Raw genomic sequence first — 16,134 nt, 5'->3', positions numbered from 1 at the left:
CAAGAAGCAGGACCCTGAAAAATGACCGACTCCCTCGGCTACCGGATGAAATTCGGCGTGATCGCGCCCAGCACCAACACCTCCGTCCAGCCGGAATTCGACTCCATGCGCCCGGTGGGCGTGACCAACCACTTCTCGCGCATCCTCGTCGAGAACCTGCCGGTGAACTCCGACGCGGATTTCGACGATCTGGTGATGCGCATCCGCGCCGCCACCATGGACGCCATCGACGCGGTCAAGACCTGCGAGCCCGACGCGATGATCATGGGCATGTCGGCCGAGACCTTCTGGGACGGCAAGGACCGCGCCGACAAGCTGCAGGCCGAGATCGTCGAGCGCGCCGGCATGAAGGTCGCCATGGGCTCGGACGCCTGCATGAACGCGCTGAAATGCTTCGGAGATATCAAGCGGATCGCGGTCATCACCCCCTACATGCCGGTCGGCGACCGCCAGGTGGAGCGTTACTTCACCGAATGCGGTTTCGAGGTGGTGCAGGTGAAGGGGCTGAAAAGCGGCTCCCCGGTGCTGATCGCGCATGAGACCGAGAAGACGCTGCGCGACGCGATCAACGAGGTCAACGACCCCTCGGTCGAGGCGATCGTCCAGGCCGGCACCAACCTCGCCATGGCCCGGGTCGGGGGGATGGCCGAGTTCTGGCTCGACAAGCCGGTGATCGCGATCAACACCGCCACCTACTGGCACGCGCTGCGCATGAACGGGATCGAGGACAAGATCCAGGGTTTCGGAACGCTGCTGTCCCACCACTGACGCCTTCGCGCCGCCCCTCCCCGGGGGCGGCGCGCCCCGCTGCAGGAGCCGCCCCCGTGCACTACGATTTCGTTCCCATGCCCCACCGCAAACCGCTCCGCTGGCCGGACGGCAAGCGCCTCGCGATCATCCTGACCACCAATTTCGAATACTGGGACCGGGCGCGCGAGGACCCCAAACCGTTCTACCCGGGCGGTCCGGGGATCGTGGGGGGGGAGCTGGCGGGCAATGTCTACGACAACCCCAACTGGACCTGGCGCGAATACGGCCAGCGGGTCGGCGTGTGGCGGATGTTCGACGTGTTCGACGCGGAAGGCGTGCCCTCGTCCTGCACCATGAACGCGAAGATGGCGCTGGAGCGGAAGGCCGTGGTCGACGCCGCGGTCGAGAAGGGGTGGGAGCTCGTCCCCCACAACTACGTGCAGACCGACCTGCTGACCGATTTCGCCCATGACCCGGCGGCGGAGCGGGAAGTGATCCGCAAGACGCTGGCCATCTACAAGGACACGGTGGGCAAGCCCGCCAGGGGGTGGCTCTCATCCTCGTTGCGCGCCACCCTGAACACGGTGGACATCCTCGCCGACGAGGGCCTGATCTTCACCACCGACCTGCTGAACGACGATCAGCCCTATCTGGTGCGCACCAAGTCCGGCAAACCCATGGTCTCGGTGCCCTATACGTCCGAGGTCAACGATTTCACCATCTTCATGCGCCAGGGCCAGACCGCCGACGGCGGCTTCGCGGTGTTCAAGGAGCAGTTCGACTGGCTCTACGCCGAATCCGAATTTTCGGGCCGCCACATGAATCTCGGCCTGCATCCGCATGTGATCGGCCAGCCGTTCCGCATCCGGGCGCTGCGCGATTTCATCCGCTACGCCAAGCAGTTCGAAGGGGTCTGGTTCGCGACGCGCGAGGAGATCGCCGAATGGTATCTGGAAAACCACGAAAGCCACATCCCCACGGCGGCCGCATGACCCTGCAGAGCCCGCCTCCCGAGCTCGCCGGACCGAAACCGGCGGAGCGCGCCTATGAGACCATCCGCGACGCCATCCTGTCGGGCGCCCTGCCCGCGGGCGAGCATCTGCGCGAAGAGCATCTGGCCCAGCTCACCGGCACCTCGCGCACGCCGGTCCGCGAGGCGTTGCAGCGCCTGACGGCGGAGGGGCTGGCGCTCGCCGAGAACCGCCACCGCTTCGTCGCCGATTTCTCGTTCCACGAGGTCGAGGTGATCTTCGACCTACGCGCGAGGATGGAGAGCTACGCCGCCCGCCTCGCCGCCGCGCGGATCACCGAAGCCGAGCTGAACCGTCTGCGCGCCCTGGTCGACGAGATCGACGCGCTGGGCGATGGCGAGACGCCCGAGGCGGTGGACCGCTTCTTCACCCTCAACTCGGCGTTCCACGACGGCATCGTCACCGCGACCCGCTCGACCCAGCTGCGGTCCCTGACCGCGCGGGCCTTCGCGGCGCCGCTGGTGACCATCAAGCGCTTCGTGTGCGATCAGCGGATCAACGTGCGGCGTTCGAATTCCCAGCACCGCGACATCCTCTCGGCCCTGGGTCGGCGCGATGCGGAATGGGCGGAGGCCGCGATGAAGGGGCATATCATTTCCACCAAGCCCGAACCGCCGACGCGGCGCATGCCGGAGGCCCTCGCATGACCGGCGCGCTGACGGGCCGTTGCGTCCTGGTCACCGGCGCCTCGCGCGGGCTGGGACGGGAGATGGCGCTGGAGCTGGCGGCGCAGGGCGCGCGGCTGGTGGCGACCGGCGCCGGCCCCTCGGCCGCGCTGGACGAGACCGCCGCGATGATCGAGGCCGCGGGGGGCGAGGTCCTGGCCCTCGCCGCCGACGTCGCCGACTATGCTTCATGCGAGGCGGCGGTCGCCGCGGCCGCGGCGCGGTTCGGGCAGGTGGATGCGCTGATCAACAACGCCGGCATCGGGATGCGGCGGATTTCGGAGACGTTCAACACCGCGCCGACGAAATTCTGGGAGACGGATCCGGCCGACTGGGCCGCGATCATGGCCGCCAACCTCAACGGCGCCTTCAACATGGCGCGGGCCGCGGTTCCCGCCATGGTGGCGCGGGGGTCCGGCAAAGTGATCAACATTTCCACGTCGGATCAGACCATGGTGCGGCGGGGCTATGCGCCCTACGGGCCGTCGAAGGCGGGGCTGGAGGCGGCGAGCCGGGTCTGGGCGCAGGACCTCGCCGGCACGGGCGTCACGGTGAACGTGTTCCTGCCCGGCGGGGCGGCCGACACCGACCTGCTGCCGCCGTCCGCCAACAAGAAGGGCGCCGATGGCGGCCTGCTGCCCGCGTCGGTGATGCGTCGGGGGATCGGCTGGCTCTGCGGGCCGGGGTCGGATGCGACCACCGGCGCGCGCTTCATCGCCCGGCTCTGGGACCCCACGCTGCCCGACGCGGAGGCCGCCGCCGCCGCCCGCTCCCCCCATATCGAAAAACCGGCGATCATGTGATGCTGAAACTGGCCCGCGCCACCGTGGAGCGGGTCGTGGAGCTCGACCCCTTCGCCCTGCCGCTGGGGTTCCTGTTTCCGGGCAGGGAGATCGAGGCGATCCGCGACGCGGAAAGCTGGCTCGCGCCCCACCATGTCGACTTCGCGGCCGGCAACGTCCTGCTCGGCGTCCAAAGCCATCTGCTGCGGGTCGGCGGGCTGACCCTCCTGATCGACGCCTGCGTGGGCGAGCATAAGCACCGCCCCCGCCGCGCCGACTGGCATGACCGGGCCGCCACCGGCTACCTCGCCCGGCTGGCCGCGGCCGGGGTGCGGGCGGAGGATGTGGACATCGTGCTCTGCACCCACCTCCACGCCGACCATATCGGCTGGAACACGCGGGCGGAAAACGGGAAATGGGTTCCGACCTTCCCGAAGGCCCGCTATCTCGCCAGCCGCGGCGAGCTGGACCACTGGGCCGCCGCCGAGGCCGCCGAGCCGGGCGTCCACAACCATGGCGCCTGGGCCGACAGCATCGCCCCGATCCTCGACGCAGGGCGGATGGAGGCGATGGACGACGGCGCCGCCCTCGGCCCCGGCCTCGCGCTGATCCCGCTGCCGGGGCATTCGCCGGGGCAGGTCGGGCTGACGCTGACCCACAAGGGCGGCCGGGCGATCTTCTGCGGGGATGCGCTGCATTCGCCGGTGCAGCTGCGCCGGCCGGACTGGTGCTCGGCCTTCTGCGCCGACCCCGCGCAGGCCGTCGCCACGCGGCTCGCGCTGCTGGAGGACGCCCAGGCCGACGGCGCGCTGATCCTGCCCGCCCATCTGCGCGGGCCGCTCGCCTTCCGGGCCGAACCCGCGGGCGACGCCGGCTGGCTGCCCGCATGGATCTGACCGGCTTACCCTTGCGCGTCAGGCATCAGCTTGCTGCGGTGGATATGCATCACATAGGTCATCTGCCCGGCCGGATGCCAGTTGAACGACGCGATCAGCGCCCCGGCCGAGGTCATGTAGCGGCGCAGCAGCTGCAACGACCACGCGCCGGGCTGCAGGCCCAGCATCCGCTGGAACGGCTCGGGCATCGGCTCGGCCCGGATCTCCTGCACGCATTCCTCGATCTGCTCTTCGGAATGGCTTTCCAGCAGCGCGAAAAGCGGCCCCTGATGTCCGGAGAATTGCGGGACGAGGGCGCGGAACCGCTCGGGCACATAGCTCTGGATATAGCACAGCGGCTTGCCGCCGGGCTCGGTCCAGCGCATGCCGTCGATGCGGATCCAGACCTCTCCGGGCAGGCCGCCGACCTGCTCGGCGAGATAGGCGTCGAGGGTCACGTCCTCCACGCCCAGCACCACGAAATAGGTCTCGACCGCGACCTGGAACAGCTCCGACAGGCTGTCGAAACTCTGCTGGAACCGGACCTGAGGGCGGGCGGCGATGACGCGGGTGCCGACCCCCTGCCGACGCTCGACATAGCCGTTTTCGGTCAGGTGACGCAGGGCTTCGCGCACCGTGAACCGCGAGGTGTCGAATTCGGAGGCGAGCTCGATCTCGGTCGGCATCAGGGAGCCCACCGGGTAGACCCCGTCGCGCACCCGGTTCTCCAGCACCTTCTGGATGCGGGCGTAGCGCGGCCCGGCGCCGGTTCCGGCCTCTGCGGATCGGGCGGCATCCCCGGCAGGGGCGGCGGCATCGGTCTGCGACATCGCTTCGAGGTCTCCTTCTGGCGGCGCGAGGCGGTGGTGGCGGGCGCTAGCCGCCCCTCCCCTCGCGCAAAGCGGTCCGACGCGCAAGCGCGGGCGTGCCGAACAGGGGCGAACCGACGCGGATAGGCAAATAGGTATGGACAAATGTGGATACATTATGCGATCCGGGCTGGACATCACCGGAACATAGACGCTTCGGACCCCGCATGACGCCCCTGACCCAACCGGATTACGCCGTTCGCGCCCGCCTGGGCCTGATCGTGCCGCCGACCAACACGGTGAACGAGATCGAGTGGCGGGCCATGGTCCCGGCCGGGGTGAGCTTTCATACCCACCGGATGCGGCTGCATGCCGACGTCGCGTCCGCGGCCGGGCTCGCCGGCCTGCACGCGGATCTGGACGCGGCCTTCGCCATGCTTACGCCCGCGGGCTGCGCGGCGGTGGCCTATGCCTGCACGGCGGGGTCGATGATCTCGCCCCCCGCCGCCCTGCCCGAAGCGCTGGCGGCGCGCAACGGGGTGCCAGCCGTCACCACTTCCGCCGCCATCGTGGCGGGGCTGCACGCGCTGGGGGCGCGCCGGATCTCCGTCGCCACGCCCTATGCCGACGTGCTGAACGCCCATGAGGTGCATTTCCTCGAGGGGGAGGGCTTCGAGGTCGCGCGCCTCATCGGCCTCGGCATCGGCGCCGCCGGACCGCATGAGTATATCCGCATCGCCAAGACCTCGCTCGACGCGGTCGCGGCCCATGCCCGCGCCGCTTTCGTCCCCGGCTCCGACGCGTTGCTGATCACCTGCACCGATTTCCCAACCCTGCCGCTGGTCGAGAGACTGGAGGCCGAGCTCGGCGTGCCCGTCGTCACCTCCAACCAGGCGACGCTCTGGGCGAGCCTGCGGGCGGCGGGGGTGGCGGACCGGCTGGCAGGCTGCGGGCGCCTGCTCGCCGACCACTGAATTTCAACGATAAAAGGAGGAACGACCATGGCCGACCCCAAACTCCGCGCCGCGCTGAAATCCGGCGACTTCATTCTTGCGCCGGGCGTGTTCGACGCGATCTCCGCCCTGCTGGCCGACAAGGCGGGGTTCCCCGCGCTCTACGTCACCGGCTACGGCACCGTGGCCTCCTATCTGGGCCTGCCCGACGCGGGGCTCGCCAGCTACCGCGACATGCTGGAGCGGATCGCGACCATGGTCGCGCGCACCGCCACCCCGGTGATCGCCGACGCCGACACCGGCTATGGCGGGCTGCTCAACGTCCGTCACACCGTGCAGGGCTACGAGGCCGCCGGGGTCACCGCGATGCAGATGGAGGACCAGGAGTTCCCCAAGCGCTGCGGCCACACGCTGGGCCGCCGGGTGATCCCGATGGCCGACATGGTGCGCAAGATCGAAGTCGCCGCCGACAGCCGCAAGTCCGACGACTTTTTGATTGTGGCACGCACCGACAGCCGGACTTCGCTGGGACTGGACGAGGCCATCGCGCGCGGAAAGGCCTACGCCGCCGCGGGGGCTGACGTCGTGTTCGTGGAATCGCCGGAGACCGAGGACGAGATGAAGCGGGTCTGCGACGAGATCGACGCGCCGCTTTTCGCCAACATGGTCAATGGCGGCCGCACGCCCTTGCTCTCCGCAGACCGGCTGAAGGCGCTGGGCTATTCCATCGCCATTCACCCCGCGGTGGGTTTTCTGGCGATGGGCGCGGCCCTGCGCGACGCCTATGCCGACCTGAAGACCCATGGCGAGACCACCCCGGCCGTCGACCTCTACGATTTCTCCAGGTTCAACGAGCTGGTCGGGTTCCAGGACGTCTGGGATTTCGAAAAGCGCTTCCCAGAGACCGCCTGACCGGAGCCCGAGATGACCCAGGACCTCTCCGCCAACTACGCGCTCTATGACAACAAGGTCGGCTACGGCAAACGGCCGGCCCTGGTGCTGGTCGATTTCGCAAAGGCTTACTACGAGCCGGACTGCGACCTCTACGCCGGGGTCGACGACGCGCTCGCCTCCGCGCTCAGGGTGCGGGCGGCGGCGAAGGCGGCCGGCGTGCCGGTGGTGCTGACCCAGGTGGTCTATCATGAGAGCGGCGTGAACGGCGGGCGGTTCTGGCAGAAGGCCAAGCCCCTGCGGGCGTTCGTCGAGGGGGTCAGGACCGGCGAATTCGCCGACGGGCTGGTCCCGGAGGCCGATGAGCTGATCATCTCCAAGCAGTACCCTTCCGCGTTCTTCGGGACCTCGCTGGCGTCGACCCTGACCGCCGCGGGGATCGACTCGGTGATCCTGACCGGGCTGACCACGTCGGGCTGCGTGCGCGCGACCTGCGTGGACTGCATGTCCCACGGCTTCGCCACGCTGGTGGTGGCCGAGGCCTGCGGCGACCGTCACCCCGGCCCGCATGAGGCCAACCTCTTCGACATGAACGCCAAATACGCCGATGTGGTGAGCGAGGCGGACATCCTCGCCTATCTCGCCACCGTGTCTGCCGGGGTCGTCTCCGACGGCGTCGCCCCATGACCCGCAACATCGCGGTTCTGGGCGGGGCGGGCGGCATCGGCCGGGCCTTGGTCGCGGCCCTGCTGGCCGAGGGCGACCGGGTCGCGGTGCTCGACCTGCCCGCCTCCCTCGCCCGTCACCCCCAGGACTGCGCGCAGATCGAGGTGGACGCCACGTCCGAGGCGTCCGTCGCCGCGGCGATGGACGCGGTGGCGGCCCTCTGGCCCGAGGGGATGCACGGCTTCGTCAACCTCGCCGGCTGGAATTCCGAGATCCGGCCCCTCGCCGACACCCAAGCCGCCTATTTCGACGAGGTGATCGAGGGGAACCTGCGGTCGTGCTTCCTCGCCGCCAAGGCCGCGGCGCCGCTGATGGCCGAAGGGGGCGCGATGGTGCTGACCACGTCGGGCCTCGGCGCGTTCATCCGCCCGGGCTTCGGCCCCTACGCCATGGCCAAGGCCGGCGTGATCGCGCTGACCAAGACCCTGGCGCTGGAGCTCGCGCCGCATATCAGGGTCAACGCGGTGGGGCCGGCGGTGGTCGACACCGCCTTCATCCGCGGCGGCACGGGGCGGTCGGACGAGACCGCGGCCGACGCCGTCGACCTTTCGCGTCACCGCGCCATGACGCCGCTTGGACGGGTGGCCACCCCGCGCGATATCGTCGGACCGATGAGATTTCTGATGTCCGAGGACAGCGCCTTCATGACCGGGCAGGTTCTCTGGATCAACGGTGGCGCCTACATGCCGTGATCCGGCCCCGGCCTCGCCGGGTTCGCCGTCCATGATCCCCGACCGCGCCGCCCCCGAACCGGGGGCCCAGGCGCGCCAGTCCGCGAGCGTAGCCTTCTTGCCCGATCTTCCCCAGCTTCCCCCCGTCGCGGCGCCCGAACCGGCCGAGCGTCGCGACCCCGGTCGCCTCGCCCGCTGGCCGGTGACCGCGCAATGGGCGGCGCTGGCCGCGCTGTCGGCGCTGGTGGCGGGGGGTCTCGAATGGGCGCATCTGCCCGCGGCCCTGCTGCTTGGCCCCATGGCGGCGGCGATCGTGATCGCGGTCAACGGTGGCCGCGCCCAGATGCATGACGCGGGCTTCATGCTGGCCCAGGGCGTGATCGGCTGCATGGTCGGGGCCAACATCCCCGCCGGGACGCTGGCCGAGATCGGGACCGACTGGCCGATCTTCGTGCTCGGCGTCACTTCGGTGATCGCGGCGAGCGCGGGGCTCGGCTACATCCTCGCCCGCGCCCAGGTGCTGCCGGGGACCACCGCGGTATGGGGCGCGTCTCCGGGCGCGGCGTCGGCCATGGTGCTGATGTCCCAAAGCTATGGCGCCGACATGCGGCTGGTGGCGGTGATGCAGTATCTGCGGGTGGGGATGGTCGCGGCCTCGGCGGCGCTGGTCACCCGGCTGTGGCTGGGCGCGCCCGAGGGCGGACGGCCCGCGACCGAGTGGTTTCCGGCCGCCGACCTCCCCGCGCTGGCGGTCACCGCGGGCGTGGTCGCGGTCAGCCTTCTGGCGACGCGCCTGCTGCGGATTCCGTCGGGCGCCTTCCTGCTGCCGCTGCTGATCACCGCGACGCTGGAGAATTCGGGCACGGCGGAGGTGTCGACCCCGCCCTGGCTGCTCGCCGCCGCCTTCGCGACGACGGGCTGGGCCATCGGGCTGCGCTTCAACCGGCGGATCCTGAACCATGCCGCCCGCGCCCTGCCCCGGCTGACCTTGGCGGTGGCCGGGCTGCTGGCGCTGTGCGGGGGGTTCGCGATGGCGCTGGCGGAGTTCGCGGGGATCGACCCGCTGACCGCCTTCCTCGCCACCTCGCCGGGCGGGGCGGATTCGGTGGCGATCATCGCCGCGGGCTCGGACGTGGACGTGCCCTTCGTGATGGCGATGCAGACCGCGCGCTTTCTTGCGGTGCTGGCGGCGGGGCCGTTCATCGCCCGCTTCATCGCCGCCCGCCTGCGGGTCCCGGCGGCGGGCGGGTAGCTTCAGAGTTTCGCGGCGGCGCGCCCCGCGACCCGGCCCAGCGCCACCGCCGACAGCAGGCCGTTGCCCGAGAGATACCCCTCCGCCCCCCGGCCCGAGACCCCGCAAGCCGCCCCGCCCGCGGCGAAGAGATTTGCGATCGCAGTCCCGTCGGCGCGGACCACGCGAGCCTGATCGTCCACCGCAAGTCCACCCTGGGTGTGGAACAGCGCGCCCGTCACCCGCACCGCGCGATAGGGCGCTTCCAGCGGCGGCACGCCTTCGAAGGCGCGGCCGAACGGGTCCGGAGCCGCGCCGCGCTTCGCCGCCTCGACGGTTTCGAAGGTGGCGGCGAGGGTCGCCTCGGGAACCCGGATGACGGCGGCGAGGGCGGGCAGGTCCTCGGCTTCGCGGATCGCACCCATCGCCTCGGCCCGGCGAAAATCCTCGAACTGGCGGGCGATGCCGGCGATCCGCGCGTCGAAGATCGTCCAGGCGATGCCGTCCGGCTGCTGGAGCACGCGTGCGGCCTGCTCGGAATAGCCGGTGGATTCATCCGAGAATCGGGCGCCTGAAACGTCCACCTGAAACCCGCCCTCCATCACCGTGGCCCAGGTGATGAGGATGCCCTCGGGATGCGCGACGGAGCCGTGGCCCTGGTGGCCGCCGAGGTCGCGGGTGGCGGCGCCGAGCGCCTCGCCCCAATCCAGAGCCTCGCCCTGATTGCCGGGATGGCCGAAATAGAGCGCGTCGCGAAGGCTGGGGATATGCGCCGCGACCTTGGCCTTGTTCCCGCCATAGCCGTTGCAGGCGAGGATCAGGGCGTCGCAGCCCACCTCCTCCCGCCCGCCGTCGGGACGCACGAACCCGACGCCGCGGACGGTGCCGTTCAGCGAGACGATCAGCCGGTCGACCTGGGCGCCGGTCAGCACCTCCACCCCCGCCGCCTCGGCCGCGCGGGCGAGACGGTCGATCAACGCCTCGCCGGAGCGGGTGGGGAGGCCGTGCATGCGCAGGGCCGAATGGCCGGGATATGAGAAATTCTCGACCAGCGAGAACGGAAGCCCATGCGCGTCGGCGAGCCATTCGAGCGTCGGGCCGACGGTCTCGGCCATCAGCGCGGCGAGGGCCGGGTCCGGTTCGTCATGGGCTTTTTTCAGGATGTCGGCGACGAAACGGGCGGGGGCGTCCTCCACCCCCGCCGCCGCCTGCCAGCGGGTGCCGGGGGCCGGGATCAGGCCCGCCGACAGGGCGGTGGAGCCGCGGGGGATGGCGTCGCGCTCCAGCACCAGCACCTCGCGCCCTTCGCCCCGCAGGGTCAGCGCCGCGACCAGCCCGGCCGCCCCCGCGCCGACGATCACCGCCGGGACGGTCAGCTCGAAGGGCCGGTCCGAGGTCTCGACGGAAGCGGCGGGACCGGTCATTGCGCGTCGAGCTCCGCCATCATCTCGGCGATGGTGGCGACCCGGCCGACGGGGCGCAGCGCCTGCACCGCCTCGTCATGGGTCTTCCGGGAGAAGGCGGCGCAGCCGTCTTCCAGCAGGATCGCGTCGAATTCGCGGACATGGGCGTCGCGGAAGGTGGTGGCGACGCCGCCATTGGTGACGATGCCCGCGACCAGCAGACGCTCGATCCCCGCTTTTCGGAGCGCCCATTCCATGCGGGTCTGGTAGAAGGCGGAGTAGGCGATTTTTTCCACAACCATATCCGCGGGTTGCAGCTCATCCACCAAGGCGTTGCCCCAGCTGCCGGGGGCGAAATCGCCCTTGGTCAGGAACGGGCGCAGGGCCTTCAGATGCGGCGCGATCAGCGGCTCGCCCTTGGCGGGGACCAGAGTGAACTGGGTCGAGACATACCAGCCGCCCCTGGCCCGCAGCAGATCGACCAGGGGCCGAAGCCGGACCGGCAGCGCCGCGATCTCCGCCGCCCCCTGCCCGGCGCGGCCATAGGCGCCTTCGGGATGGATGAAGTCGTTCTGCAGGTCGACGGTCAGCAGCGCCGTGCGCTCGATGGGGACGGGATGGGTCATTTGCGCTCCACGATCACATTGCCGAAACGGTCGATGCGGGCGGTGAGGTCGGGGTCGACCACCACCGTCGCGTCGGGTTGCTCGAGGATCGCCGGGCCGGGGACCACCGCTCCGACCGGCAGGTCGAGCCGCGCCCAGACCGACGCCTCATGCCATTCGCCGCCGAACCAGACCAGGCGGGAGGGCCGGGAAGCCTTCTCCTCCGACGCCTCCTCGCCCGGGGCGAGGGCCGCGAGGTCGAAGCTCGGCCGGATCCCGATGGCCGAGGTCCGCAGGTTCACGATCCGCATCCCCGCGCCCGGCAGCAGGCGGGAGAAGCTCGCCTGATAAGCCTTTTCGAACGCTGCCCGGATCATGTCGACGGAGATCTCGACCTTCCCCCCTCCAAGGCTCGCGGGCAGGGACACCGCCAGCGTATGGGTCTGGCCGATATAGTGCATGTCGAGCTCGAACCGGGTCTCGATCCGGTCCACCGACAGGCGGGCGGCCTTGACCACGGCGACGGCGGCCTCGGCCTCCTCCGCCATGCGGGCGCCAAGGGCTTCGGCGTCGAGATCGGCGAGGAACAGGTTCACCGTCTGAACCTGGTCGTGGCGGATGTCGGCGATCACGCAGCCCAGCGCCGAGGTGACGCCCGGATAGCGCGGCACCAGCGCCGCCTTCAGCCCCACGTCCTTGATCAGCGCGCCGACATGCAGCGCGCCGCCGCCGCCGAAGGGGACGGCGGCGAAGCGGGACGGGTCATGCCCCCGTTCGATCGACATCAGGCGGATGGCGCCGGCCATCTTGCCGTCGGCGACGCGCACGATGGCCTCCGCCGCCTGCATCACCCCGAGGCCGAGGGGCTTGGCCACATGTTCGTCGATGGCGGCCTTGGCGCTCTCGACGTCGAGCCGGGCGAGCTTGCCGCCGATGGGACGTTCGGCGTTGATCCGGCCGAGCACGACATTGGCATCGGTCAGCGTCGGGCGCGTCCCTCCCTGCCCGTAGCAGACCGGGCCGGGGCGGGACCCGGCGCTTTCCGGACCGACCTGCAGCATGCCCCCGACGTCCACATGGGCGATGGAGCCGCCGCCGGCCCCGATGGTGGTGATCTCGATCATCGGGGTGCGGATCACCAGGCCGAAATCGACGGTGGTCTGGGGCGCGAGCGCGGTCTCCCCGCCCACGATCAGCGAGACGTCGAAGGAGGTGCCGCCGAGATCGCCGGTGATCACATCCGGGAAGCCCGCCGCCTCGGCGATGGCCGCCGCCGCGATCACGCCCGCCGCCGGACCCGAAAGCGCGGTGCGGGCGGGAAGCCGGCGCGCGACTTCGGTCGACATCACGCCGCCATTCGACTGCACGATATGGAATTTTCCGGCGAAATCCTCGGAGGCGAGCGCGCCCTCGAGCTTCGCCAGATAGGACCCCACCACCGGCTGCAGATAGGCGTTCAGCGCGGTGGTCGAGGCGCGCTCGAACTCGCGGATTTCCGGAAGGATGGCGGAGGAACGCTCCAGATGCTCGTTCGGCCAGACTTCGCGCGCCGCCTCGATCGCGGCGATCTCGTTGGCCGGGTTGGCGTAGGAGTTGACGAAGACGATGGCGAGGGACTCGGCCCCCATCGCCACCAGCTTGCGGGCGGCTTCGCGCACCTGCCCGGGGTCGAGGGCGACGCGGATTTCGCCGCTGGCCAGCGTGCGTTCGTCGACTTCCATGCGGAAATCACGCTCGATGACCGGCGTGAAATCCCCGGTCAGGCCCCAGGTGGACCGGCGATCGCGGCGGCGCATCTCCAGCACGTCGCGGAACCCGGTGGTGGTGATCAGGCCGACCTTGGCGCCCTTGCGCTCCAGCAGCGCATTGGTGCCGACGGTGGTGCCATGGACGATGGAGGCGAGGTCCGCCACCGCGCCGAAGCCCTTGAGGCCGTCGAGGAAGCCGACCGCCTCGTCGCCGCGGTTGGACGGCACCTTGCCGGTGCGGAATACGCCGGTGGCCTCGTCGAAATGGAACAGGTCGGTGAAGGTGCCGCCGACATCGACGCCGACGATGGAGCCTTTCGCGTCGCTCATGCCCGGTCCCCCCGCAGGGCGGCGGTGGCCGCCGCATCAACCTGACCGACCGCATCGAGCGCCACGCCGTAGTCGGACGCCGCCCGCGCGGGGCTGACGAATCCCGATCGCACGTCGCGCGCGACCGCCTCCGGGGTCCGGGTCATCGGGTCTCCCCATCCGCCCCCGCCGGGGGTTTCGAGCCGCAGGCGGCGGCCGGCGGAAAGGTGCAGGTCGGTGATCTTCGATACCATGGGGGGGGAGGCCTCGCCGTCCTCGGTCTGCCAGTGGAATTCATTCATCGCGGCGGGCCCGCCGCCGGCGACGCCGAAGGGCGGGGCCTTGCCGCGCTCGCCCAGCAGGGCCACGTCGGCGTCGACCAGCGGCTCGATCTCATAGACCGCGCCGACGCCGCCGCGATGCGCGCCGGGGCCGGCGCTGTCGGGACGCAGCGCCCATTGGGTGAACATCACCGGATAGGCGGCCTCGAGGATCTCCACCGGCGGGATGGTGGCGGTGGAGATCGGGTTGTTGGCGTGGTTGAGCCCGTCGCTCTCGGGATTGCCCCCCAGCCCGCCGCCGAAGAACGAGAACATGACCCAGCGCGAGCCATCTCCCCGGCGCCCCGACAGCGACAGCGCGTTGATGGTGCCGAAGGGGGCGCCCAGCGCGCGGGCGGGGTCGGCCTGGGCGATGGCGCCGAAGACCACGCCGATCAGGCGCAGGATGGTTTCCGTGTAGCCCGCCACGGGGCGGGGCGCGTCGGCGCCCAGCAGCGAGCCGTCGACGATGCCGAAATCGATGGGGCGCAGGCAGCCGGCATTGGCGGGCACCTCCGGGAAGATGTGCTTCAGCGCCACGTAGCAGGCGGCGATGGTGGTCGACCGCGAGATGTTGATGGGGCCGAGGCAGGCGCCCGAGGACCGCGAGAAATCGAGCATCAGGCGGTCGCCGGTCACCGTCGCGTCCAGCGCCACGGTCAGCGGCTCGTCGACGATGCCGTCATTGTCGAGCACGTCCTCGAACGAATACCGCCCGTCGGGAATGGCGGTGATCGCCGCGCGCATCATCGCCTCGGCCCGGTCCGAAAACGCCACGAAGGCCTGCGCGATCACCGCGTCGCCATAATCGTCGAGCAGGGCGTGCAAACGGCTCTCGCCCAGGTCGAGCGCGTTGAGCTGGGCGTTGAGATCGCCCCAGTTGGACATCGGCAGCCGCGAATTGGCGTCGAGGATCGCGGTGATGTCCTTGTTCAGCACGCCGGCGGTGTAGAGCTTCACCGGGGGCAGACGCATGCCCTCCTGGAAGGACTCGGTGGCCTTGGGATTGTAGCCGCCGGGCACGTTGCCGCCGATGTCGAGCCAGTGGCCGACCGACGCCATCCAGGCGAAGAGTTTTCCCTCCCGGAAGATCGGGCGCACCAACCGGAAATCGTTGAGGTGGGTGCCACCTTCGTAGGGGTCGTTGAACAGGTAGACGTCGCCGGGGGCGAGGCCGCCGTTCTCCTCCACCCGCCGGATCACGGCGCGCACGGCGAAGGCCATCGCGCCCACGAAGATCGGCAGACCGCCGGCGCCCTGGACCAGGGTGTCGCCGGTGACCGGATCGTAGATGCCGTGGCAGGCGTCCTTCGCCTCGGCGATGGTCGGGTTGAAGGCGGAGCGATAGAGCGTCGCGTCCATCTCGTCCACGATCTGCTCCAGCCGGCCCTTGAGGACGGCGAGCGTGACCGGATCGAGCGCGGCGGCGGCGGCGGCGGGGGGAATTTTGGCGCTCACTTGCGCGTCTCCTCGTCGGGGGTCTGGTGTTCGGGGGCCTCGTAGCGGGCGCCGCGGGCCAGCAGATCCGGGGTTCCGATCAGGTCGTTGAGGCCGTTGAAATCGAACATGCGGTCGGCGAAGGGCTTGTTGGAGCCCGCCTGCGCGAGCGAGGCGTAGTAGTCGGTCATGGTCCGGGCCACGGCGCGCACGACGCCGCCGGGGAAGATGGCGATGCGGAAGCCGAGCGCGGCCAGATCCGCGGCCCCCTGAAGCGGGGTGTCCCCGCCCTCCACCATGTTGGCGATCAGGGGGACCGTGCCGGAAAGCTCCCGCGCCACGCGGGCGAGCTGCTCGGCGGACTGGGGGGCCTCGACGAAAAGCACGTCGGCTCCGGCCGCGGCATAGGCGCGGGCGCGGTCGATGGCGCGGTCGGGGCCCTCGGTCGCCAGCGCGTCGGTGCGCGCGACGATCAGGGTTTCGTCCGAAACCCGCGCGTCCACGGCCGCCTTGATCTTTCCAACCATCTCGCCGGCCGGGATCACCGTCTTGTCCTTCAGGTGCCCGCAGCGCTTGGGGTTGGTCTGATCCTCGAGCTGGATGGCCGTCGCGCCCGCCCGCTCGAACAGGCGCACCGTGCGTTCCACGTTCAGCGCGTTGCCGTAGCCGGTATCGGCGTCCACGATCATCGGGGTCGGCACCCGGTCGCGGACCATGGCGATCACATCCGCCACCTCGGCCATCGACACCAGCCCGATATCGGACCGTCCGAGCCGGGTGTAGGCGATGCCGGCGCCCGAGAGATACAGCGCCTCGAAGCCCGCGGCGGCGGCGACCGAGGCCGACAGCGCGTCGTAGACCCCGGGCGCGACCAGCACGCGGTCCTCGGTCAGGCGGGATTTCAGGCTCATGGGTTGATCCCCTTGTC

At 70.5% G+C, this 16,134-nt stretch carries 16 protein-coding genes; 10 read left to right on the top strand and 6 right to left on the bottom strand.

All coding sequences use genetic code 11. From position 1 onward, the window contains the following. Window positions 1–21 precede the first annotated feature (21 nt). Genes ACTB72_RS00690 through ACTB72_RS00670 form a run of 5 tightly spaced genes read left to right on the top strand, consistent with a single transcriptional unit; the run spans window position 22 to window position 4,124 of the window. Window positions 22–768: a maleate cis-trans isomerase family protein gene (locus ACTB72_RS00690; protein WP_463035046.1), complete on the top strand. Its 747-nt coding sequence runs from the start codon at window positions 22–24 to the stop codon at window positions 766–768. Between the two features lie 56 nt (window positions 769–824). Next, window positions 825–1,742, top strand: a complete 918-nt coding sequence (locus ACTB72_RS00685) for a polysaccharide deacetylase family protein (protein ID WP_463035045.1) — start codon at window positions 825–827, stop codon at window positions 1,740–1,742. Then, on the top strand, window positions 1,739–2,428 hold the full coding sequence (locus ACTB72_RS00680; RefSeq protein ID WP_463035044.1) for a GntR family transcriptional regulator: 690 nt from the start codon (window positions 1,739–1,741) through the stop codon (window positions 2,426–2,428). Before ACTB72_RS00685 ends, ACTB72_RS00680 begins: the two co-directional genes overlap by 4 nt. After that, complete coding sequence (locus ACTB72_RS00675) at window positions 2,425–3,249, top strand: SDR family NAD(P)-dependent oxidoreductase (protein WP_463035043.1); 825 nt, start codon at window positions 2,425–2,427, stop codon at window positions 3,247–3,249. The genes ACTB72_RS00680 and ACTB72_RS00675 overlap by 4 nt, the downstream gene beginning before the upstream one ends. Further along, window positions 3,249–4,124, top strand: coding sequence for an MBL fold metallo-hydrolase (locus tag ACTB72_RS00670; protein ID WP_463035042.1), 876 nt, complete (start codon window positions 3,249–3,251; stop codon window positions 4,122–4,124). The genes ACTB72_RS00675 and ACTB72_RS00670 overlap by 1 nt, the downstream gene beginning before the upstream one ends. Before the next feature lie 5 nt (window positions 4,125–4,129). Here ACTB72_RS00670 and ACTB72_RS00665 read toward each other — a convergent pair whose 3' ends face one another. Beyond that, window positions 4,130–4,933 carry a GntR family transcriptional regulator gene (locus tag ACTB72_RS00665; RefSeq protein WP_463035041.1) on the bottom strand — a complete coding sequence of 268 codons (804 nt, stop codon included), beginning with the start codon at window positions 4,931–4,933 and terminating at the stop codon, window positions 4,130–4,132. 206 nt (window positions 4,934–5,139) lie between these two features. Here ACTB72_RS00665 and ACTB72_RS00660 point away from each other — a divergent pair, with 206 nt between their 5' ends. From ACTB72_RS00660 to ACTB72_RS00640, 5 genes are all read left to right on the top strand, one after another. Further along, window positions 5,140–5,886: a maleate cis-trans isomerase family protein gene (locus ACTB72_RS00660; protein WP_463035040.1), complete on the top strand. Its 747-nt coding sequence runs from the start codon at window positions 5,140–5,142 to the stop codon at window positions 5,884–5,886. A gap of 27 nt (window positions 5,887–5,913) precedes the next feature. Beyond that, window positions 5,914–6,777, top strand: coding sequence for an isocitrate lyase/PEP mutase family protein (locus ACTB72_RS00655; RefSeq protein ID WP_463035039.1), 864 nt, complete (start codon window positions 5,914–5,916; stop codon window positions 6,775–6,777). Between the two features lie 12 nt (window positions 6,778–6,789). Then, window positions 6,790–7,443 carry an isochorismatase family protein gene (locus tag ACTB72_RS00650; protein ID WP_463035038.1) on the top strand — a complete coding sequence of 218 codons (654 nt, stop codon included), beginning with the start codon at window positions 6,790–6,792 and terminating at the stop codon, window positions 7,441–7,443. Continuing rightward, the gene (locus ACTB72_RS00645) at window positions 7,440–8,174 is read left to right on the top strand and encodes an SDR family NAD(P)-dependent oxidoreductase (RefSeq protein ID WP_463035037.1); all 735 of its coding nucleotides are present in this window, start codon (window positions 7,440–7,442) and stop codon (window positions 8,172–8,174) included. The genes ACTB72_RS00650 and ACTB72_RS00645 overlap by 4 nt, the downstream gene beginning before the upstream one ends. 97 nt (window positions 8,175–8,271) lie before the next feature. Continuing rightward, window positions 8,272–9,405: an AbrB family transcriptional regulator gene (locus ACTB72_RS00640; protein ID WP_463035036.1), complete on the top strand. Its 1,134-nt coding sequence runs from the start codon at window positions 8,272–8,274 to the stop codon at window positions 9,403–9,405. Window positions 9,406–9,407: 2 nt separating this feature from the next. On the opposite strand, the gene ACTB72_RS00635 is transcribed toward ACTB72_RS00640, so the two are convergent. From ACTB72_RS00635 to ACTB72_RS00615, 5 genes are read right to left on the bottom strand one after another with little or no spacing between them, the layout of a single operon-like run. Next, on the bottom strand, window positions 9,408–10,808 hold the full coding sequence (locus ACTB72_RS00635; RefSeq protein ID WP_463035035.1) for an FAD-dependent oxidoreductase: 1,401 nt from the start codon (window positions 10,806–10,808) through the stop codon (window positions 9,408–9,410). Beyond that, the gene (locus tag ACTB72_RS00630) at window positions 10,805–11,413 is read right to left on the bottom strand and encodes a cysteine hydrolase family protein (RefSeq protein ID WP_463035034.1); all 609 of its coding nucleotides are present in this window, start codon (window positions 11,411–11,413) and stop codon (window positions 10,805–10,807) included. The genes ACTB72_RS00635 and ACTB72_RS00630 overlap by 4 nt, the downstream gene beginning before the upstream one ends. Further along, complete coding sequence (locus ACTB72_RS00625) at window positions 11,410–13,470, bottom strand: hydantoinase/oxoprolinase family protein (protein WP_463035033.1); 2,061 nt, start codon at window positions 13,468–13,470, stop codon at window positions 11,410–11,412. Before ACTB72_RS00625 ends, ACTB72_RS00630 begins: the two co-directional genes overlap by 4 nt. Beyond that, window positions 13,467–15,227 carry a hydantoinase B/oxoprolinase family protein gene (locus ACTB72_RS00620; protein WP_463035032.1) on the bottom strand — a complete coding sequence of 587 codons (1,761 nt, stop codon included), beginning with the start codon at window positions 15,225–15,227 and terminating at the stop codon, window positions 13,467–13,469. Before ACTB72_RS00620 ends, ACTB72_RS00625 begins: the two co-directional genes overlap by 4 nt. Next, on the bottom strand, window positions 15,224–16,117 hold the full coding sequence (locus ACTB72_RS00615; RefSeq protein ID WP_463035031.1) for an isocitrate lyase/PEP mutase family protein: 894 nt from the start codon (window positions 16,115–16,117) through the stop codon (window positions 15,224–15,226). Before ACTB72_RS00615 ends, ACTB72_RS00620 begins: the two co-directional genes overlap by 4 nt. Between the last annotated feature and the right edge of the window lie 17 nt (window positions 16,118–16,134).

The sequence above is a fragment of the Albimonas sp. genome, assembly GCF_055129145.1.
The sequence above is the reverse complement of the archived record's forward strand: the minus strand, read 5'-3'. Positions and strand labels throughout refer to the sequence as shown.